A 21,425-nucleotide genomic window follows, 5' to 3' on the forward strand; every position below is an offset into this window, starting at 1 on the left:
TTTCAGGGTGTAATACCTTGAAGGTATGTAGAAGATACATACGAATACGTTGGATTTCTATACACGCAGTAGGCGTGGTACAAGGAATCTACACGGTAGAATTTACGATGTAAATTCATGTTTGGTGGCGATAGCGGAGGGGTTCCACACGTACCCATCCCGAACACGACCGTTAAGCCCTCCAGCGCCGATGGTACTTGGACCGCAGGGTCCTGGGAGAGTAGGACGTCGCCAAGCAAATCCTTATGATTACTATTCCCTGATAGCTCAGTTGGTAGAGCACTCGACTGTTAATCGAGTTGTCACAGGTTCGAGTCCTGTTCGGGGAGCCATTTGCTCTCATAGCTCAGCAGGTAGAGTGCATCCATGGTAAGGATGAGGTCACCGGTTCGAACCCGGTTGAGAGCTTGTGTTATGGCCCGTTGGTCAAGCGGTTAAGACACCTCCCTTTCACGGAGGTAACAGGGGTTCGATTCCCCTACGGGTCATAGGGTAGTATGGAGGCTTAGCTCAGCTGGGAGAGCATCTGCCTTACAAGCAGAGGGTCGGGGGTTCGAGCCCCTCAGCCTCCACCATATTTCATCCTCTTACCTGGTTGAAATATTGGGGTATTGTGAATCATATGCATATTGGGGATTAGCCAAGCGGTAAGGCAACGGACTTTGACTCCGTCATGCATAGGTTCAAATCCTATATCCCCAGCCATTAAGAGCCATTAGCTCAGTTGGTAGAGCACCTGACTTTTAATCAGGGTGTCGAAGGTTCGAGTCCTTCATGGCTCACCATTTTATTACATGCGCGTGTGGCGGAATTGGCAGACGCACTAGACTTAGGATCTAGCGTCTTTGACGTGGGGGTTCAAGTCCCTCCACGCGCATCTTGTTTTTGCGGACGTGGCTCAGCGGTAGAGCATCGCCTTGCCAAGGCGAGGGTCGCGGGTTCGATTCCCGTCGTCCGCTCCATATTTGCGCCCTTAGCTCAGCTGGATAGAGCGTTTGACTACGAATCAAAAGGCCGGGAGTTCGAATCTCTCAGGGCGCGCCATTTTTTAAAAAAATTATATGTCGGGATGTAGCTCAGCTTGGTAGAGCACCTGGTTTGGGACCAGGGGGTCGCATGTTCAAATCGTGTCATCCCGATACTAATTTGCGGGTGTAGTTCAATGGTAGAACTTCAGCCTTCCAAGCTGATAGCGTGGGTTCGATTCCCATCACCCGCTTACTGATCACCTAGAAGCCGAGAGGCTTCTTTTTATTTTGTCCACATTATATAAACGTTCTCTGTGTATAGGTTATTGCAAGAATCTCCTGTCTTGCACAGTTGGGGATGACTTGTGCATATTGTACATAGGCGCTCGTTGCTTTAAGATCCAGATCCCGTATTCCCCCCTCTTACGTATTCTTTTCTCCTATAGTAAGGCTAATTTCGTAATCAAATTCCTTCATTATAGGAATCCTATGACCATAATGATTCGGATAACTCCAAGCCTGCTGTATTCAGTTGTACACAAGGGCTTCTTTTATGTGGGTATAGCTGCGTATGGAAGGAAAAAAAAGCTCAGAAATATTGAAAGATGGCAGTTTTGTGTATATCTTTGTGGATAGAAGGCTATTGGCTTTCACTTTGTCAACAAATAATAAACATATGCACATAATGATGCATGATTTTTTTGTTTTTAAAATCATGCTGTTTATAACACCTGTGCATAAAGTCTCATGATTCTTTGGGTCATAAAGTTATTTTATTTATTAAATTTCATTTTTGTGCATAAAAAACCAATATATTCTCAAAAAAAGTATTTTAAAAACGTGACTTTTTACTGTAAATTTTGCAGCTTTTCACGCGTTTTTATTGTATGATGTTAAGAAAGTGTCAAATTTCGTGTGTATACGTACCTATTCAACAAAGCTGTATTGAGTGTGAACAGATCAGATGGGGGGAAAAGCATGACTGAGCTTACGTTAACCGCTAACAAAAACCAATCCAACAATCTGCTACGGCGGGACGTTCGTTTTCTGGGGAATATTCTTGGTGAGGTTCTGGTTCATCAGGGTGGTAACGAACTTTTGGATATTGTAGAAAAGATACGTGAGACAAGTAAATCGTTACGTGCGGGGTATCAGCCGGAGTTGTATGAGAATTTCAAACAAATCGTTAGTGGGCTGGATACGGACATTCGTCACCAGGTTATTCGCGCGTTTGCGATTTATTTTCAGTTAGTGAATATTGCCGAGCAAAATCATCGTATCCGCCGCAAACGAGACTATGAGCATTCTACTGGTGAAGATGTTCAACGTGGTTCAATTGAAAATTCTGTTCAGGAACTTAAGCAGGGTGGATTTTCTGCTGAGGACGTTAGCAATCTCCTGGAGGAGCTTTCTCTGGAACTGGTTATGACTGCACATCCTACAGAAGCCACGAGACGGGTGATTTTGGACATTCACAAGCGCATTTCCGAGGACGTCATGCTGCTGGATAATCCTATGCTTACCTTGCGGGAGCGGGAACAGGTGCGAGAAAATCTGCTGAATGAAGTGATTACACTATGGCAGACGGACGAACTGCGAGATCGTAAACCAACTGTGTTAGATGAAGTGAGAAACGGGATGTATTATTTTCATGAGACTTTGTTTCATGTGCTGCCTGACGTATACCAAGAATTGGAACGATGTTTAGGCAAATATTATCCTGAGCAGAAATGGCATATTCCGACCTATTTGAGATTTGGCTCCTGGATCGGTGGGGACCGGGACGGCAACCCGTCTGTTACGGCTCATGTTACTTGGGAAACGTTACGTATGCAGCGTAAGCTGGCTTTGAGAGAATATCAGCACACGCTGAAGGAATTTATGGGTTATCTGAGCTTTAGCACTAGCATTATACGTGTCTCTGATGATTTGCTGGCTTCTATTGAGGAAGACCGGACCCATATTACGCTTAAAAAGATGGAAGTGTGGCATAACGAGAAAGAGCCTTACCGTATCAAGCTGGCCTATATGATAGCCAAGGTGAATAATATCCTGGATGAAAGCAAGCAGGGCACGAAGGAACGTTATAGTTCAGCTGAAGAGCTTATTGCGGATCTGAACGTTATTGATGACAGCTTGCGTCATCATTTTGCAGATTATGTGGCAGATACTTATATTCAGAAGATGATTCGTCAGGTAGAGCTGTTCGGCTTCCATACGGCTACGCTGGATGTACGTCAGCATAGTCAGGAGCATGAAAATGCAATGACTGAAATCCTCTCTAAAATGAATATTGTTGCGGATTATGGCAAGCTACCTGAGGAAGAGAAAATAGACCTGCTGGAAAAGCTGCTGAACGAGCCTCGTCCGATTACGTCGCCGTATTTGAAATATAGTGACAGCACTCAGGAATGTCTTGATGTATATCGTACGATTTATCTGGCTCAGGAGGAATTTGGAAAGCAATCCATTACAAGCTACTTGATCAGTATGACTCAGGGAGCAAGCGACTTACTGGAAGTTATGGTGCTGTCTAAAGAAGTGGGTTTGTTCCGTATCGAGAAAGATGGCACAGTCGTATGTACATTGCAATCCGTTCCTTTGTTTGAAACGATAGACGACCTGCATGCTGCCCCTAGTATTATGAAAAGGCTGCTGAACTTACCTGTATATCGCCAATCCGTAGCAGCAATGGATCAGCTTCAGGAGATCATGCTGGGATATTCGGATAGTAATAAGGACGGCGGTGTGGTAACGGCGAACTGGGAGCTTAGGGTTGCGATGAACAGCATTACGGAAGTGGTTAATGAGTTCGGCGTAAAAGTAAAGTTCTTCCACGGACGCGGGGGAGCACTGGGACGCGGAGGCATGCCGCTTAATCGCAGCATTTTGGCCCAACCTCCTCATACGATCGGAGGCGGCATCAAGATTACGGAGCAGGGTGAGGTGCTCTCATCCAGATACTCACTCAAGGGCATCGCTTATCGAAGTCTGGAGCAGGCAACGTCAGCTCTGATTACCGCAGTGGCGTATAACCGTTCCGGTAAGAAGGAAGTGTTCGAGGAGAGCTGGGAGGAGATCATTGCCCGTATTTCCGAGGTATCACTGGAGAAGTATCAGGATTTGATTTTCCGTGATCCGGATTTCTTCAATTTTTTCAAGGAATCAACGCCATTGCCTGAGGTGGGCGAGCTTAATATTGGCTCTCGTCCGTCCAAGCGTAAAAACAGTGAACGTTTTGAGGACTTGCGCGCCATTCCATGGGTTTTTGCATGGACGCAAAGCCGTTATTTGCTGCCTGCTTGGTACGCGGCTGGAACAGGGCTGCAAAGCTTCTATCAGGACAATGAGGAGAACCTCAAGGTGCTGCAAACGATGTTCAAGGAATCAGCTTTCTTCCGCTCCCTTATTGATACACTGCAAATGGCGATTGCCAAGGCGGATTTGCTGATTGCAGAGGAATATGCAGGGATGTCTGATGATGAAGAGGCTCGCCAGCGCATTTTCGGACAAATTTCAGAGGAATTCAAGCTGACATCCGAGCTGATTTTGAAAATAACAGGACAATCGGAAATTCTGGACGATGTGCCGGTAATTCAGGAGTCCATCCGATTGCGTAATCCTTATGTTGATCCGTTAAGCTACTTGCAGGTTCAGTTGCTTAGTGAGCTACGCGAACTGCGTGAGCAGAACGGGGACGATGCGGAGCTGCTACGTGAGGTGCTCCTAACTATTAACGGAATCGCCGCAGGGCTTAGAAACACGGGCTGATACAGATTGACCGCATGAACACAGGCAATCGGGCGCTTATGGGTGCCCGATTGTGCTGTCTGTATGCATATGACGGAGCAGGAGTCCTATTGGTGTCAACGCTACAGTTGATTTTCCGATAAAATTGAACTACGATGAATTATTATAACAAGGTAATGAGCAACCCATCAGCAAGTCTGGGGGAGTATAGAGTGGATAATATGGAAAGCCGCTTGGTTAGGCTGGTGCAGAAAGGTGATCAGCGAGCTTTTGCGGAGTTAGTCGAGTTATATAAAGATCGGATTTTTCATCTTTCCTACCGGATGCTGGGGAATCGCCATGAGGCGGAGGATCTGGTGCAGGAAACTTTTTTGCGTGTATATCGTAATTTGGAAAAATATGATCATGGGCAGAAGTTCTCCACATGGATTTACCGGATTGCGACGAATCTGTGCATTGACCGTCTGCGAAGGAGAAAGCCTACATACTCACTGGATGCTGAGATGAATGAGCAGGAAGGTGTGGATGGGTATGCGATGCTCGCTAGCGAAGATCTTACACCTGAAGGGTATACGCTGTTGTCCGAGACACAATCCTTAATTCATGATGCCATTGACAGCCTTCCAGACAAATACAGGACGATTATGGTTTTGCGTTACTTGCAGGAGCTTTCGTTGCAGGAAATTAGCGATGTGCTTAATCTTCCAGTTACTACCATTAAGACGAGGGTTCACAGGGGCCGGGATTTTCTACGCAAAAAATTGGAACACAAGCTGTAAATCATGTGTTCAGGATCTTGGAAAGTGCGCGCACAGATGTTTTTTGTGAAACATATTGCTCGTTGTAGCGTATGTAAAGTGAGCAAAGTTTCTAAGCCGAAGCATGTTATGTAGAGAAACACGGAAGAATATTAGAAAGGATTGGCTCATATGGATTGCAAACAAGCCGTCTCTTTTATGCATGACTATCTGGATGGCGACCTGTCCGAGCAGGAAAAACAGGAGTTAGAGCACCACTTGTTCACCTGCCCGGAATGCCGCATGCGTTTTAAAGAGCTGGAGCGGACGGATGCGATGCTTTATGGTACACGGCATCAAGTGCCGTGTGTATCGGATGAGCTGACACTTCGCATCATGAATGCTTTGCCGCCGCATAGAAGAGCACCAATGGTGCCTATGCTGACTTGGGTAAAAAGGCACCCGGCTGTTACGGCCGCTGCTTTCTTTCTTGTTATTATATGCTCAAGTATGGCAAGCTTTTCAACCACAGACCATCAATTGGTAGTCAAGGGAAGCCATCTGGATCAGGTTGTTATTCAAGGGGATACTGTAATTGTGCCTGAGGGTAAATCCATTGCTGGAGATTTGACCGTGCAAAATGGCGAGGCTCGGGTATATGGCGATGTGGAAGGGAATGTAACTGTGATTGACGGTTCCTACTATCAAGCGTCCACAGCACATATTGCAGGACAGGTCAAAAGTATTGATCAAACCTTGGACTGGATTTGGTATAAAGTTACTGATTTGTTCGGGGGTACGTCCTCTCCATAAAAGAAGCTTGAACTGGCAAGAATGATATCGAGCGCCTCTTCCGCTGGAAAAGGCGCTTTTTTTGTATATCAAGCTGGCGATTTGTACTGTATTTTACTGATTTTAGTGGTTCTTTTTGTCATGCAGCTTGCAACGCGGACCGTATCGTTATAACCTAGATAGAGAGAGCATACTGTGTACATATTACATTCACTCACTACAGAAAATTGCGGGGGCATGCGCATGTTGGATTATTTCGCGGACCTGACTTGGAAAGAGTCCATTAAAGATATTATCGACATTCTGATCGTAACCTATATTATGTATCAGCTTATTTTACTTGTTCGTGGAACGCGTGCAGTTCAATTGCTAAAAGGAATTTTGTTCCTGGTGCTCATTTGGGCGGTTAGTACGTGGTTTGATTTGTATACGCTGAAGTGGCTGATGAACCAGATGTTTACCTTCGGTGTGGTAGCTATTTTCATTATTTTTCAGCCTGAATTGCGTCGTGCCCTGGAACAACTGGGGCGAGGCAAGCTGTTTGGGCGTTCGTCTGCGGATGATGAGGAGATAAACAAGTTAATCGGGGAAATGATTAAGGCGCTGAATTATTTATCACGTAGAAAAATAGGGGCTTTGGTCGTATTTGAACGCGAAACGGGGCTAAACGAATACACGGAGTCCGGTATCAAGACACAGGCAGTGGTCAGTTCTGAGTTGCTGATCAATATTTTTATTCCAAATACGCCTCTGCATGATGGTGCGGTCATTATTCAAAATAATCAGATTGCTTCTGCGGCCTGTTACTTACCACTGTCGGAAAATCCATTTATCAGCAAGGAACTGGGAACCCGTCACCGGGCAGCCATTGGGGTGAGTGAGGTAACGGATGCCGTAACTGTGGTAGTATCAGAGGAGACAGGTCAAATTTCTTTGGCTATCAATGGACAGGTTGTGCGTGATATTAAGGAAGAATCCTTAATATCCAAGCTGTATGAGGAGCTGCGACCGGCACCATCTTTGAAGGAAAAACGCGGCTCATTCTGGAATCGGAGGGGAGGCCGTGGAAATTCATGATGGACAAATGGATTAACAACAATACGATTTCTAAAATATTGGCACTCGCGGTTGCAGTCCTGCTGTGGGGAATGGTTCATCTGGACACAGGCACTCCTTCGTCCACGCTGACCGTTTCTTATGATAATAAAGTGATTGATAATGTAGGCATTCAGGCCAGTGGTCTGGATGAGTCAAAATATGTATTATCTACAATGGATACTGACCATGTGAAGATGGAGGTTAGAGGACAGCGCTCCGTGCTGACTTCTTTTTTCGCAGATAATTACCAGGCTCAATTGGATTTGAGTGGGTTAGGAGCAGGGACTAAAACCTTACCGCTTGTAGCCAATCTGCCGAATGGCGTGGAGTTGGTGTCTATGACTCCTAATCGTGTTACGGTCACGATTGAGGAAAAGGCAACGAAATCATTTGATGTTTCTATTGTTTCCAAGGGGAAACCGGATACCGGCTTGCAGCTTGGTGTGCCTGTGGTTGCCCCTCAAACGGTGAAGGTCACCTTGCCTAAAAGCCAGTTGAGTACAGTGGCTGCGGTGCAGGGGGCTGTGGATACGGAGGGAATCTCGGAGAAATTTGAGCAGAAGCGGGTGAAGCTGAAGGCTTACAACAAAAAGGGACAGGAACTTACAGGAGCGGTTATTGAGCCTTCCACAGTGTCAGTTGAAATCCCGGTAACCCAACAAACGAAATCCGTGCCTGTGAAGGTTGTTTATTCCGGGGAGCTGCCGAACGGTTTGGCGCTTTCCAAAGTTAATGCAAATGTAAAAGAAGCGGTCGTTTACGCTTCGCAGGATGTTTTGAGCAGCCTTAGCTCCTATGTTACGGCTACACTCGATCTGACCCAATTCACGGAAGCAGGGACCCAAACAGTTCAAGCTAATTTGGCAGCGCCCGCCGGTTCTGATAAAATCGAGCCTGGCTCAATACAAATTCAGGTGACAGTTGCACCCTCTAATCAGGTGACCGATGCGGAGCGGACATTGTCAGGCATTCCGATTGTTGTGCAAGGGGCAGGAGATGGGACGACAGCGACTATTACAACGCCTGCGGACAAGACGATGGATGTTACCGTGAAGGGGCCGCGGGATATGATCAGCAATTTAACCAATGATGATATTAGTTTGGTCGCAGACGTAAGTGGTCTGGAGGCTGGTCAGCATGAGGTTGCTTTGAAGGTAGGCCTGCCCAAATACATTACGCAATCCGGAAACGCCAGCCAGTTAACGGCAACGGTAAACATTGAGAGCCCTTCAACGCCAACTGTAACGAATCCGGGCAGTGGGAATGAATCAACCCCTCCCGGCAGCGGTAATAAGGGGCAGGAGAGGCCACAGGAGGGCCAGAGCGGTCAAGGCGGCTCCTCTGATGCGAAACCCGGGGACAATGCGGCTGCGGAGGATAAAACAAATCCTCATAACGGCGCAGATTCTTCTGCAAATGGAACCCCGGAGAGCGGTCAGCCATAACATGATTTATCTGTAGTAAATATTTAAGGTTCATTAGACAAAAAAGGGAGTCATTATCATGGGGAAATATTTTGGTACAGATGGTGTACGAGGCATTGCTAATCAGGAACTTACAGCAGAACTGGCATATAGCATTGGTCGCTGCGGCGGATATGTTTTAGCAGGGAATGTAGAAAAACCGACAGTTGTTATTGGTATGGATACACGGGTGTCTGGTCTGATGCTGGAATCGGCGCTTGTAGCCGGTTTGCTGTCTATAGGGGCTAATGTGGTTCGTGTGGGTATCGTTTCAACGCCGGGAGTCGCTTATCTTACACGTCAATTAAAAGCGGACGCTGGTGTCATGATCTCGGCCTCTCACAATCCGGTGGAAGACAACGGAATTAAGTTTTTTGGCGGCGACGGGTTTAAATTGACAGATGAAACGGAACTAAGAATCGAAGAGCTGATGGATGCGAAAGAGGATCAATTGCCTCGTCCGATTGGCGGCGAATTAGGTACGGTTGTTGTAGACGAGCATTCTCGCTACGATTATCTGGATTTTTTGAAAACAACGATTAGCCATTCTTTTGAAGGGCTCAAAATCGTGCTGGATTGTGCGAACGGAGCGGCTTATGAGCTGGCGCCGAAGCTTTTTGCGGAATTGGGAGCCGAAGTTCACACCATAGGTGCTGAGCCAAACGGACTGAATATCAACGATCATTGTGGCTCAACCCATCCTGAGAAGCTGAAAGAGGAAGTGCGTCGCTTGAAAGCTGACATTGGTCTGGCCTTTGACGGCGATGCAGACCGTCTGATCGCGATTGATGAGAACGGGGAAGAGGTAGACGGCGACTATATCCTTTGCATCTGTGGGGATGCGCTGAACCGCGCTGGAAAGCTCAAGGACAGCACTATTGTATCGACTGTGATGAGTAATATTGGCTTTTACAAAGCAACGGAAAAGCTGGCGCTCAAGACTGCAAAAACTGCGGTTGGTGACCGTTATGTGATGGAAGAAATGCGCCGGGGCGGCTTTAATCTGGGCGGTGAGCAGTCAGGTCACGTGATTTTCCTCGATTACAATACGACAGGCGACGGTATGTTGACCGGGATTCAACTGGTGGATACCCTGAAAGCTTCCGGTAAAAAGATGAGTGAGCTGAAATCGCTCATGAAGCAGTATCCCCAAGTGCTAGTTAATGTGCGTGTACAGGACAAACGCAATTACGAGGGCAATCCTGCCATTGCAGAAGCGATTGAGCAGGTGGAACAGCAATTGGGTGATAATGGACGCGTATTGGTTCGTGCTTCCGGCACAGAATCGCTTATTCGTGTTATGGCTGAAGGGCCGAATAAGGATGAGCTGGAGCAGTTTGTCGGACAGATCGTAGATGTTGTAAAAAAAGAATTGGTTTAAAATTTTGTAAACGTCGGTTGCCTGTTGAAAGTAAGCAGGCGACCGCGTTTGCAGATATTATTTTTAATTGAATACTTACCAGAACCTGCAAATATGAATAAAGTGTCATTGCCAAATGATGCTGAGCTGAATATAATATAGGGATGCTGTGACTCAGAAAGAGAAAGTGAGGGTTGTAAGGTAATGTAATACAAGCGCCAGAGCTTGATTTTGCGCGGGGGAACTTGTTGGTGAGGCAGACCATTCGATTTGGATGATGTTGCTCACAGATGGGTTCACGGCAAAGCGAGCTGACGAGGTGAAGGTGTTCGAAACATTCGGCGGGGACCTTCCGGTGAGGCATCGACCCGTAAATCGGCAGCGGAAAATAAGCAGGCAACTGTTTACACAACGCACCGATAGATGCTTTTATTTTATAACCTAAATTATAAGATTCATTTCATGAATGTGCGGCCATCATCATTGGCGTGCGCGGTTTGGGAATTTCGTTACATTCGTGAAGAGATGCCTGTAATTTCTATAGTTATCATTGACAACTTCATAGATGAATGAACTTTATTCCGCAATCTACCGCACACGTTAGTCCTGTGATGAGTCGTCCTGTGAAATGATGATCGGGAGGATAACGAATATGTGTGGCATTGTAGGATATATTGGTGATCAGAATACGCAAGAGGTATTGATTGACGGATTGAAGAAGCTGGAGTACCGCGGTTATGACTCTGCGGGTATTGCTGTGTTTACAGATTCAGGACTGCAAGTAGCTAAGGCTAAAGGTCGTCTGGCGAATCTGGAAGCGAAGCTGGATGGTGCGCCGCTGGTAGGCCATGCAGGCATCGGGCATACACGTTGGGCAACACACGGTAAGCCTTCAGATGAAAACTCCCATCCGCATTTGGATGAGAGCCAAAAGTTCTCTGTGGTTCATAACGGGATTATTGAGAACTATCTGGAACTGAAAGAACAGTTGATCAGCGAAGGTCATACCTTTATTTCCGAAACGGACACGGAAGTTATTTCCCATCTGGTTGCGCGTGAGTATAAAGGGGATATCGTTAAAGCAGTACAAAAAGCAATTACCTTTATGCGCGGTGCTTTTGCACTGGGTGTGTTGACAGAGCACGAGCCTAATAAGCTGGTAGCTGTTCGTCAAGCAAGCCCGCTGGTTATCGGTGTGGGAGAAGGCGAGAACTTTATCGGTTCCGATATTCCGGCTATTCTGAAATATACACGCAATGTATTTATTTTGAACGATGGCGAAATGGCTGTTTTGACCAGTGATGCCGTCGAATTAATGACAATCGAAGGTCAATTTATTTCTCGGGAAATGATTCATGTCGAATGGGATGCTGTAACAGCGGAAAAAGGCGGCTATGAGCATTTCATGTTGAAAGAAATTCACGAACAGCCTAAGGCTTACCGTGACACGATGTTGGGCCGAATCGACAAAGAAACTAAAAAAGTTGTTCTTCCTGAGTTGAAGCTGACAGAAGAACAAATTAAAAATATTCGCAATATCCAAATTGTTGCTTGTGGTACAGCCTACAATGCTGGTTTGATTGGTCGTACGATTATTGAAAGCCTGGCTCGTATTCCGGTGGAAAACGACGTGGCTTCCGAGTATCGTTATCGTTCGCCAATTGTAACACCAGAGACATTGGTAATCGTAGTGAGCCAATCCGGTGAAACTGCCGATACGTTGGCAGCACTGCGTGAAGCACAAGCGAACGGCGCTCATGTACTGGCGATTACAAACGTAGTTGGTAGCTCCATTGCCCGCGATGCAGATGATGTGTTGGTTACACTGGCAGGACCGGAAATTGCCGTAGCCTCAACCAAAGCATATTCTTCGCAGTTGATTGCGTTTTATCTGTTTGGTCTGTATCTGGCTCAAGTACGTGGCACACAAACGGATGAGCAAGTAGCTCAAGTGTTGGCTGCTATGGAATCACTGCCAGAGCAGGTGGAGGAAATGCTGGGTAAAGCAGATGCGATCAAAGCCTATGCTGAGCAAATTGCTAGCCACAAGCACCTATTCTTTATTGGTCGCGGTCAGGACTATGCTGTAGTACAGGAAGGCTCCCTGAAACTCAAGGAAATCTCTTACATTCATTCCGAGGCTTATGCTGCGGGTGAACTGAAGCATGGTACATTGGCATTGATCGAAGACGGCATTCCGGTTATCGCTTTGGTAACACAGGAATCCGTGTTGGAGAAAACCGTGAGCAATATCAAGGAAGTGAAAGCACGTGGCGCAGATGTTCTTGCGATTACGTACGAAGAGCACGCTGTTGAACTACTGAAATCGGTGGATCAGGTATTTGCAATTCCGAAGACACTTCCAATCCTGTCTGCTGCGATTTCGGTTGTATCTCTCCAGTTGCTGGCTTACTACGCTTCCCTTGCATTGGGGCATGATGTGGATAAACCACGTAACCTGGCGAAAAGTGTAACGGTTGAGTAAGGTCAGTATATCGATACAAAGGCTTTGTGTTAAAAGAAAATAAAGTATTAGACTGAAAAATAAAGTATTAGACTAAGAAAATAAAGTTGTAGACTGAGAAAATAAAGTATTAGACTAACAAAATTGGCCATACTACTACTAGAAGCTCTTCTACTGTCTACAGAACTGACATCCAGATTAGCATCATGACTCCAAACGGGGCTGCCTTCGGGTAGCCCTGTTTTCTTATAAGGAGGCGTAACCATGGCAAAGCGTAAGCGTGAAATCACGGATGCCAAAATTGATAGAATCATCAAAGAAGGTAGAGGCCAAGGAACAGGAGCCGACTATCTTCCTTGGTTGCGAGTACAGGATGTGCCTTCTACTGGCAGATCGACCCGTGGTGTTGGTTGGACAACGGGCAGGCAGCATACCTTTCTGTCCGATTTAGAGCGAGATTATTTCTATGCATTGGATTATGCCGATGAGGTAACAGACATTCGAGAGCAATTTCCCCTTCTTCCACTGGAAGAAACGAAGCTAATCGCGGACAAGCACGGTATAGAACATCCAAAAGATCCTAAGTCAGGCGTGGATATCGTCATGACTACGGACTTTTTAATTACATATAAGGACAAGGAATACGCAAGAACTGTGAAGCCAGCTAAGGACCTGGAGAACGAACGTATACTTGCAAAATTTGAAATTGAGCGGGTGTACTGGGAGACGCACCATGTTGATTGGGGAATTGTAACTGAACGGGATCTACCATCTACGTTGATCCGCAACGTAGAGTGGGTTCATAAAGAGTATTCCAACGCAGATGTCGAAACGCTAGGAGTATTTGCCATCCAAAGCTTAGAACGTACGCTGGCAACTTTGCTATTATCAGGTGCAACAATAGCAAAGGCGTGTCTTGCCTGCGATGAACAAATGGGATTGGAAGCCGGGACATCTTTAGCGATGTTCAGGCACTTTATAGCTCAGAAGATTTGGGCAGTTAATATGCATGAAAAGATTAATCCTTCGAACAATGCTAATGGGTTTAGTGTAATTAAGACAAACGATTTATTGGCGAAAGGCGGCTAAGGTATGCAATTACTCTATGAAAATATGGTTGTCGAATGGCAGTTGCCTGAGTCGGACTTGTGTCAGGTTGAGAGAATACTATGGATTTCTCCTAACAAAGAATATCTCTATTGTATTGCAATGGATGATGATAGGGCCTTTCCTGTTATGAAGCCTTACTCGGAATATGAGGTGGGTCTTGATTCTAAAATGTGCAAGTTGGTCGAGTGGGTTAACGATAGTGTTCCTGTGGTTGATACTGATATTGCTCCAGAGCATCTAGCGCTTCGTGAAAAGTCATGGGATGTCATCAAAGATATTGTACTGGATGAGCCGAATTGCTTCGACAAAAGCTTCAGGGGAGCTCGAATCCGCGAAGTTCAGATGCGAACAACTGTTCATAAAAGCACGATATACCGCTATTTGCGCAGATATTGGCAAGGCGGCAAAATGAAGAACACTCTGCTGCCTCACTATAATAATTGCGGAAGTTATGGCAAAGATCGCTCTCCTACCGATGTCAAACGGGGACGGCCTCGAAAGTTTGAAAATGAGCCTGTCGGCATAAATATTGATGAGGAAATTAAGCAGTTGCTGAGATCGGGTATTCGATTGTTCTATAACACAAAGGAGAAATCTCCTTTAAAACATGCCTATCAGAAAACGCTGGAGAAGTTTTTTGCAAATGGGTATCGGAAAGAAGGACAAGCTCTTGTACCTATTCTCCCTCCTCCAGAGAAGCTGCCCACTTTCGGCCAATATAAGTACTGGTTTCAGAAAGAAATGAATCTTGAGGATACGTTGAAAAGTCGGCTCGGAAAAAAGAGATACGAGTTGAATTACCGTCCGATACTTGGAAGTTCTACTCATGAGAGCTTTGGACCGGGGTCACGATTTCAAATTGATGCTACTGTTGCAGATGTTTATTTGGTAAGCGAATATCAACGGGAATGGATTATTGGCCGCCCGATTATATATATCGTCATTGATGTGTTTAGCCGCTATATAACTGGCATGTATATTGGCTTGGAAGGTCCGAGTTGGGTAGGTGCCATGATGGCATTAGCCAATACAACGGCTGATAAAGTCAGGTATTGTGCCGAATATGGCATTGAAATAACCGAATCCGAGTGGGTGAGTAGTCATTTGCCGCAAAAGCTCACAGCAGATCGTGGTGAATTGGAGGGCGACAAGCCGACTCGACTTATAGATGTTCTAGGGGTGGACGTTGAGAATGCACCGCCCTACAGAGCGGATTGGAAAGGGATTGTGGAACAGCAATTTCGACTTGCTAACTTAAGAAGTATTCAATTTATGCCTGGAGCGATCAAGGAACGCTTTAGAGAACGCGGCGAGCGCGATTATCGTCTTGACGCAAAATTAACGCTTCGAGAGTTTACTCAGATTATGATCCGGTACGTTCTTTATCATAACAACAACCATCATATGCTCTGGTATGATCGCAATGAATTTATGGTAGCCGATAATGTATCACCTGTGCCACAAGAGCTATGGCAATGGGGAATTGTAAATCGGACTGGTCGTTTGAAGAAGCTTCCCGAGGTGATTGTTAAGCTTAATCTGCTCCCTCAAGGAGAAGCGACCGTGACATCCGCTGGTATTCAGTTCAAAGGTGTCCATTACAGCTGCGATCTGGCGATGCGAGAACAATGGTTCGTTAAAGCCAGAGTCGGCAAGACCTGGCGTGTAAAAGTATGCTATGACCCGCGATCAACCAACGAAGTCTACTTGTGGTTGGATAATGGAAGACAATTTGAGGTATGTACCCTGCTTGATCGAGAAGAAAGATATCTCAATAAGAGGTTTGAGGAGGTAGATGATCTACTAGAAATTGAGCGTTATCAAGGCAGGCATCATGAGGTAAATAACATGTTATCCAAAATCGACTTGGATGCACAGACTAGGGCAATTGTAGAGCAAGCGACGAAAAAGACAGACGAAGCGTTGCGTCATAGTGATAAAAGTAATAATCAGCGCGTCAAGGGGATCAGAAAAAATCGGAGTGAAGAAAAGCAGTTAAATCAGCAACAAGAGGTCTTCCAGTTATACGAACCCCATGCAGCAGAAGACAAGAGTTTCATAGCCGATAATGTCGTACCAATGAAACAAGACGAACCGCCTAAAGCAAAAGAAGTGTACATTCCTCCAGCGGACAAGCTGTCCAAGATTAAAGCCTATTTGCAGGAAGAAGGTGATGAATAGTGAACGAGATAGACGTTCCGTTGTTTCATTTTAGTCGAGGACAATTTATAGAAGCCGATTATCAAGATCCTCTACTTGAGGATTATCGGAATAATCCGCTCTTGGAGGCTTTGCCTCCTATCTGGGATGACAAAACGGTGGCCAAAAATCTCGCACACAATCCGAGTTTTAAAATATCTGAACGAGAATTACCCGTCCATTTGAGAATGCATTGTGTACAGCGTATTTCAAGAGATTTCTTTCGACCATTATCGAGGCATCTCGAACTGCAACAAAGTCTCTCCAGATTGATCAGGGATGGTTATGTGGGTCGTAATCCTCTTACCCCTAACTATGCCTTTAGAGCCCGTAAAGATGCATATGAGCTCATTCTGAGGGGGAATACAAGCGGTTATCCTGTGAACACACCGACATCGGCAGGTTTTGCTCTGGTTGGTATATCCGGAATCGGGAAATCGAGCAGTCTAATGCGTATCCTCCGGATGTATCCACAAGTGATCTTGCATCGGAAGTATAAAGGGCAAGACATGCCTGCTCCCTATCAGATCGTGTGGCTAAAAATGGATTGCCCACATGATGGTTCAATTCGAGGCTTGTGTTTGAACTTTCTTCTAGCTGTCGATAGCTTGGTCGGAACGAAATATTACAAAAAGAACACCACAAAAACGACGGATGAATTATTGCCGATTATGGCTCAAGCGGCTGCCGTACATTGTCTTGGGGTGCTTGTCATTGATGAGATTCAAAATTTGCAAGAGGCTAAGGATGATCGTGCCGCGCAGATGCTGAACTTCTTCGTCCAACTGGTGAATACGATTGGTCTTCCGGTCATTCTTGTGGGTACCTATAAAGCGTTGCCTGCCCTGAATGGAGAATTCAGGAATGCGCGGCGCAATAGCGGACAAGGCGATGCCACATGGCATCCTTTTCAAAAGGATGAAGAGTGGGAATGGCTTCTGCAAGGACTATGGAAGTATCAGTGGACAGATAAAAAGGTTGAATTGACGCCTGAGTTCATCAATGTAATGTTTGATGAATCGCAAGGCATATCAGATATCGCCATTAAGCTGTTTATGCTGACCCAGTGGCGTGCGTTAGACAAAGAGATTGAGCAAATTACGCCAGAGATGGTGCGATCCGTTGCCAGAGACCGATTCACATTGATTAAGCCAGCACTTGAGGCTTTGCGTTCAGGGAAAAAGCAGCAAATTCAAAAATTTGCAGATATCTATGACAGTGTATCTGTAGATGATTACCTAGATCGAATTGAAGCGGAAAGACGAAAAGCAGAGCGTCTTGAAGTTATAAAGACGGAGCTTGGCTATGATCTTAAGGAACAGACGATTGCCGAAATTCATGGTTGGCTGATTGAAGCTGGTATAGAAGAAGCCAGCGCGTTGAAAGCAGCACAGGCAGTAGCCCTGAAGCATCTGGATGAATTGGATTCCGTTGATGTGCATAAAGAAGCGCTCAAGATCGCGCTACATGAGCAGAATGAATCAACTGCATCAAAGCCACGGCAGCGTAGTAAAGCGAAGTTGCTACCAACAGAGCCGAGTGATCTGCGAGTTATTGTGTCTCAAGGAAAGAAACAGAAGTTAGCAGCTTATGAATCATTAAAAGTTGCGGGTTATATTAAAAATCCGTTGGAGTTTATCGGCTAAGGGGAGGTGACCCGGATGAGAGAATACAGCTGTTTTCCTCTCCCCTACCCAGATGAATTACTTTATAGCGTAATTACACGTCACCACTTGCGGATGAGCAATACCAGTCCAAAATGGACGTTAAGAGAAGTGTTCGGTACAGAGAATGTTATACCCACGGTGGATCTTCCCAGTCATATCGAGGATCTCTCCAAGCGAAGCCAGTTGATTGGTATATCCTCCGATCAATGGATTGACGATCATACGTTATTTGCATTCTATGCTCCCTTCCTTCCATCGGAACGCTGTAGACGCCTACGGCAGATGATGAAAAGCAAAGACGGGGCTGGCATTCATACGCTGACAGGAATTACGGCCAGTACGGTTGATAGAAGCAGTAATTTGAAATTCTGTCCTATTTGTTACGAGGAGGACATAACGAGGTATGGAGAACCCTATTGGCATAGGACCCTTCAGGCTACTGGAGTAATGACCTGTCCAAATCATGGTGTTGTACTTCACCGAATAGTTGATCCGGTAGCAGATCGTCATGGATTAACGGTATTGCCAATTGCGAGGTGTTTATTTCAATCCGAGCCGGTGCTGATGGATCTTTCAGAAAAAGTCCTGTTACGATTGCAAGAGATTGCTCTGGATGTTCAATTACTGATTGGTATGGGGCAGTCGCATGAGTTGTATGACTTGAGGGAGTCACTACTGTATAAATTGAGTGAGCAAGGTTGGCTGACACCAGCTACACGAATTCGGCAACGTGAACTTGCAGAACAGTTTACTGTCTATTACGGCAAAGAACTGCTGGAGGTACTGGGATGTATGCTCATTGGGAACGATTATTCCTGGCTGACCTTGGCAACAAGGAAGGCTCGAAGAGCTGTGCATCCATTAAGGCAACTGCTGCTTATACGTTTTCTCTTTGGTTCTTTTAAGCTCTTTTTAGAGCAAAGGAATATCAGGTATTCCCCTTTCGGAGAAGGACCGTGGCCCTGTCTGAGTAAAGCTGCAGATCATTATAAAGAATCGACTATAGAGAGGGTACAGATTACTCGCTGTACAGGTACGGGTAAACCGGTCGGCACATTTACGTGTAGGTGTGGCTTTTCGTACTCCAGAAGAGGACCGGATCAGACATTGCAGGATCGTCTAAGAATTGGTCGTATAAAAGTCTTCGGTCCTGTTTGGATGAATCAACTGAAAGTTCATTTGCAGAATGGTTTGTCATATCGGGCTACTGCCGAAAAACTTGGGGTCGATACGAATACTGTCATTAAGTACGCACTACATGATCAGGTAGATCAAGGATTGGATTACAGTAAGACTCCATCAGGTTTGAAATCTAAAAAAGTAAAACTTTCTGGGAAGAAATCTGCTACAGGTTACATCCGAGTTGATTGGAAAACACGCGACCTTGAAATAAGTTGGGAAGTTGAAGCGGCCTGTAAAAGACTACTTGAAGACAGTCAGGCGAAGCCAGTTCGGATCACTGTTGCTTCAATCGGTAAGCGTATTGGGAAGCTTGCGTTACTTGAGAAGCATAAAGATCGACTTCCTGTAACTACAGCAATCTTAACTAACTACATAGAGTCGGTCGATCAATTTCAGATACGAAGAGTTCAATGGGCAGCGAAACAAATGAAAGATGAATTTCCCATCAAACGATGGAAGCTTATAAAAAAAGCTGCATTAAGACCTGGCTATTCGCGGACTGTGTCGGAGACTCTTGATTACTATAGCGGTCAGGGACTGTATACTTTGAGCATCACAGGTGAGGTGACGTCGCAGTGGCATCAATAGAATTTCGCCCTTGGCCATTCTTAGAAAATGAAGATGTTGAATTATTTTGGTTTGGTTCTCCCTATACGGATTATAAGGGGGATTGGAGAATTCGTATTGCTTTCAGAAGAGCATCCGGGGAACTGAAGATCTTGACGCGTGCTTGGGGAACAATTCCTTTATTACGAATCGGCCAAATTTATACGAATGGTGTACTTAATCAAGTTCGTCCAATGAGTGGATCGTCTTATACATTCACCATACCCTCGCTTGATACTGGTGTGGTTGTGAACGCATTCCAAATGCCAAAGCGCCTTATCGACTTTGGGAAGAATCCCGAGTTGGGCATGCAAAAAATTGTTCAGTATACCATCGGGAATATAACATTGTGTATTCCTGTTATTGAGCTTGTCAGAGCGATGTTTATTAATTCAAGGCTAATGGCGTATTCTTTGATGCAGCCGCATGGTTTGGAACAACTCATTGAAGAGTGTGAGTTTGAAAAGAGTATTCTTCATTTTCATTTAGGTCCTCGTGTTCCAAATACAATGGCTACGGAGAGCAATGCTCGTCATATTTCGTGGATTTATCTAGACTTTAAAATGAAAGCTATGTGGGATTCGATTTACCAAGTGTTATTTAGCCAAGCAATAGCCGAGTCCCACACTAATCCGGCAAAAATGCTGAGAAGAGGAGCTCCTCTTAATGTAGAGCTGCCGTCTACTGGTCCCGTTGAACTGATCGTACGCGGCGATAAATTTATAAATATGATCCTTGTGAAAGAGGCTTTGGGATTCGCGGGGTTCACGCATCCGGCCAATGAAATAGAATTCTGGCATCATTCCAAAAGACGGCAGGAATCTGTCTTTGGAGACAGACGTTTGAGAATGACGTCTCGTTCCAAGAATGATGACTTCATCATAAATGATGAAAGTGAAAATGCAAGAGAGAATACGAATCTGGATGTGCTAGACGCTCCTCCCACTTTCATGAAGTTCATTAATTATCCCGTAGTGAGAACCCGAAAGAAAAGTGTAAGGCAAACGAATGCTGGAAATGATGTAATCGTTAGCTCAGGTAGAGGCGGTAAAAATTCAGGAGAATCAAGGGAAGTCAGTGTTCAAGATTCAGTCGTAGGTGGCGATTTGCCTCCAATTGATTTCAAAACATTAGAAATGGTTCCTATTACTGAAGCCTTCGGGCTGGAAGATTTCTTTCAGATGATCAGTATTCTGAAGGAAATGACATCGTATTCTATTCGGATGTCTGTAGTACGCATTCCTCCCGGGAAGCGGTTTTCGATTTGCCCTAACGGTGCGCGACGGACTTGCGCTATTGTTCAGGTGTCTAACGCTGTGTTCACTAAGTATATTTTGGAGGTTGCTCGACCAGATGATTGGTCGATTTCGACACTTATTTTAAGTCCGTTAGATCAAAGTGAATTCATGATAACAGAACAGCATATAAAACAGATCTTAGATGGATTGGTTAGGAAAAGTGGACATTGGGATCAGATTATGTTGGAACAAGCCAGTAGAGTGACTGTTGAAAAGCTAAAGCACTATCAAAATGATTCAAAACATGATTGGGCTTATAAACTTATGGGGAAAATAACGTAAATACAAAATATAATTCGCCATATGAGCCCGTAGAACTTGTAATAATGTTCAGAGACATATGATAAGTCTTTATATAGTTGCAGTGGCAAAACCAGATGACTGGTCTATCACGACAGTAATTTTATGCCCAGAGGTAAAATTATATAAGAGAATTTGAATAAAACCTTACAAAACTCCTGAATGATTTGTTTTGTAAGGTGGACATTGGGATTAATATGCACTCAATCCATGTAACGTAATGAGTATCACCAAACTAAACTATAGGGTGATATTGTACAAGACAGGGCATTTTGCAGACAAACTAAAGTTTTGTATTGACCACTCTAAGTCCCAAAGTACGAAATCCCTTAAATCAGAGTAGTTAGTTTCACATTTTGTAAAAATTGATCATTTCAATATTTTCGTCAGGACGACAAAAAACGACAATATTTTCAGTGGGCATATGATAC

At 45.1% G+C, this 21,425-nt stretch carries 12 protein-coding genes, 11 tRNA genes and 1 rRNA gene; all 24 read left to right on the plus strand.

Annotation, left to right across the window (positions count from 1 at the left end):
* The first annotated feature begins 120 nt into the window (after positions 1-120).
* Positions 121-237, plus strand: a 5S ribosomal RNA gene (gene rrf / locus C1I60_RS19110).
* Positions 238-256: 19 nt separating this feature from the next.
* A tRNA-Asn gene (locus tag C1I60_RS19115) sits at positions 257-332 on the plus strand.
* 3 nt (positions 333-335) lie between these two features.
* Positions 336-408 (plus strand) — tRNA-Thr (locus C1I60_RS19120).
* Positions 409-416: 8 nt separating this feature from the next.
* Positions 417-488, plus strand: a tRNA-Glu gene (locus C1I60_RS19125).
* 11 nt (positions 489-499) lie between these two features.
* Positions 500-575 (plus strand) — tRNA-Val (locus tag C1I60_RS19130).
* A gap of 55 nt (positions 576-630) precedes the next feature.
* Positions 631-705 (plus strand) — tRNA-Gln (locus tag C1I60_RS19135).
* Between the two features lie 4 nt (positions 706-709).
* A tRNA-Lys gene (locus C1I60_RS19140) sits at positions 710-785 on the plus strand.
* Between the two features lie 11 nt (positions 786-796).
* Positions 797-877, plus strand: a tRNA-Leu gene (locus C1I60_RS19145).
* A gap of 10 nt (positions 878-887) precedes the next feature.
* A tRNA-Gly gene (locus tag C1I60_RS19150) sits at positions 888-962 on the plus strand.
* A gap of 5 nt (positions 963-967) precedes the next feature.
* Positions 968-1,044: transfer RNA gene (locus tag C1I60_RS19155), tRNA-Arg, on the plus strand.
* A 21-nt stretch (positions 1,045-1,065) separates the two neighbouring features.
* Positions 1,066-1,139, plus strand: a tRNA-Pro gene (locus tag C1I60_RS19160).
* A 9-nt stretch (positions 1,140-1,148) separates the two neighbouring features.
* A tRNA-Gly gene (locus C1I60_RS19165) sits at positions 1,149-1,219 on the plus strand.
* 727 nt (positions 1,220-1,946) lie between these two features.
* Positions 1,947-4,739, plus strand: coding sequence for a phosphoenolpyruvate carboxylase (gene ppc / locus C1I60_RS19170; protein WP_137063161.1), 2,793 nt, complete (start codon positions 1,947-1,949; stop codon positions 4,737-4,739).
* Between the two features lie 191 nt (positions 4,740-4,930).
* Complete coding sequence (sigW, locus tag C1I60_RS19175) at positions 4,931-5,497, plus strand: RNA polymerase sigma factor SigW (protein WP_137063849.1); 567 nt, start codon at positions 4,931-4,933, stop codon at positions 5,495-5,497.
* 150 nt (positions 5,498-5,647) lie between these two features.
* Positions 5,648-6,268 (plus strand): anti-sigma factor, encoded by a 621-nt coding sequence (locus C1I60_RS19180; protein ID WP_137063162.1) that lies wholly within the window; start codon positions 5,648-5,650, stop codon positions 6,266-6,268.
* Between the two features lie 222 nt (positions 6,269-6,490).
* Entirely contained in the window at positions 6,491-7,324 is an 834-nt protein-coding gene (cdaA, locus tag C1I60_RS19185; protein ID WP_137063163.1) for a diadenylate cyclase CdaA, read from the plus strand.
* A complete protein-coding gene (locus C1I60_RS19190) occupies positions 7,321-8,790 on the plus strand; it encodes a CdaR family protein (RefSeq protein WP_137063164.1) in 1,470 nt (489 codons plus the stop codon). Before cdaA ends, C1I60_RS19190 begins: the two co-directional genes overlap by 4 nt.
* Before the next feature lie 58 nt (positions 8,791-8,848).
* A complete protein-coding gene (gene glmM / locus C1I60_RS19195) occupies positions 8,849-10,189 on the plus strand; it encodes a phosphoglucosamine mutase (protein ID WP_137063165.1) in 1,341 nt (446 codons plus the stop codon).
* A gap of 631 nt (positions 10,190-10,820) precedes the next feature.
* Positions 10,821-12,653: a glutamine--fructose-6-phosphate transaminase (isomerizing) gene (gene glmS, locus C1I60_RS19200; RefSeq protein ID WP_137063166.1), complete on the plus strand. Its 1,833-nt coding sequence runs from the start codon at positions 10,821-10,823 to the stop codon at positions 12,651-12,653.
* A gap of 243 nt (positions 12,654-12,896) precedes the next feature.
* Positions 12,897-13,721: a TnsA endonuclease N-terminal domain-containing protein gene (locus tag C1I60_RS19205; protein WP_137063167.1), complete on the plus strand. Its 825-nt coding sequence runs from the start codon at positions 12,897-12,899 to the stop codon at positions 13,719-13,721.
* Between the two features lie 3 nt (positions 13,722-13,724).
* Positions 13,725-15,923 carry a TnsB C-terminal domain-containing protein gene (locus C1I60_RS19210; RefSeq protein WP_137063168.1) on the plus strand — a complete coding sequence of 733 codons (2,199 nt, stop codon included), beginning with the start codon at positions 13,725-13,727 and terminating at the stop codon, positions 15,921-15,923.
* Positions 15,923-17,587 (plus strand): AAA family ATPase, encoded by a 1,665-nt coding sequence (locus C1I60_RS19215; RefSeq protein WP_252361788.1) that lies wholly within the window; start codon positions 15,923-15,925, stop codon positions 17,585-17,587. Before C1I60_RS19210 ends, C1I60_RS19215 begins: the two co-directional genes overlap by 1 nt.
* Before the next feature lie 15 nt (positions 17,588-17,602).
* Complete coding sequence (locus tag C1I60_RS19220) at positions 17,603-19,378, plus strand: TnsD family Tn7-like transposition protein (protein ID WP_137063169.1); 1,776 nt, start codon at positions 17,603-17,605, stop codon at positions 19,376-19,378.
* Positions 19,366-20,976 carry a Tn7-like element transposition protein TnsE gene (locus tag C1I60_RS19225; RefSeq protein WP_137063170.1) on the plus strand — a complete coding sequence of 537 codons (1,611 nt, stop codon included), beginning with the start codon at positions 19,366-19,368 and terminating at the stop codon, positions 20,974-20,976. Before C1I60_RS19220 ends, C1I60_RS19225 begins: the two co-directional genes overlap by 13 nt.
* Positions 20,977-21,425 lie beyond the last annotated feature (449 nt).

The organism is Paenibacillus terrae (genome assembly GCF_005217525.1).
Lineage (GTDB): Bacteria > Bacillota > Bacilli > Paenibacillales > Paenibacillaceae > Paenibacillus > Paenibacillus terrae_C.

Bases quoted from the DNA above. Each gene is read 5' to 3' on its own strand.
- glmS (WP_137063166.1), top strand. From the start codon at position 10,821: ATGTGTGGCATTGTAGGATATATTGGTGATCAGAATACGCAAGAGGTA.
- C1I60_RS19205 (WP_137063167.1), top strand. From the start codon at position 12,897: ATGGCAAAGCGTAAGCGTGAAATCACGGATGCCAAAATTGATAGAATC.
- C1I60_RS19220 (WP_137063169.1), top strand. From the start codon at position 17,603: ATGAGAGAATACAGCTGTTTTCCTCTCCCCTACCCAGATGAATTACTT.
- cdaA (WP_137063163.1), top strand. From the start codon at position 6,491: ATGTTGGATTATTTCGCGGACCTGACTTGGAAAGAGTCCATTAAAGAT.
- glmM (WP_137063165.1), top strand. From the start codon at position 8,849: ATGGGGAAATATTTTGGTACAGATGGTGTACGAGGCATTGCTAATCAG.
- C1I60_RS19180 (WP_137063162.1), top strand. From the start codon at position 5,648: ATGGATTGCAAACAAGCCGTCTCTTTTATGCATGACTATCTGGATGGC.
- C1I60_RS19210 (WP_137063168.1), top strand. From the start codon at position 13,725: ATGCAATTACTCTATGAAAATATGGTTGTCGAATGGCAGTTGCCTGAG.
- C1I60_RS19190 (WP_137063164.1), top strand. From the start codon at position 7,321: ATGATGGACAAATGGATTAACAACAATACGATTTCTAAAATATTGGCA.
- ppc (WP_137063161.1), top strand. From the start codon at position 1,947: ATGACTGAGCTTACGTTAACCGCTAACAAAAACCAATCCAACAATCTG.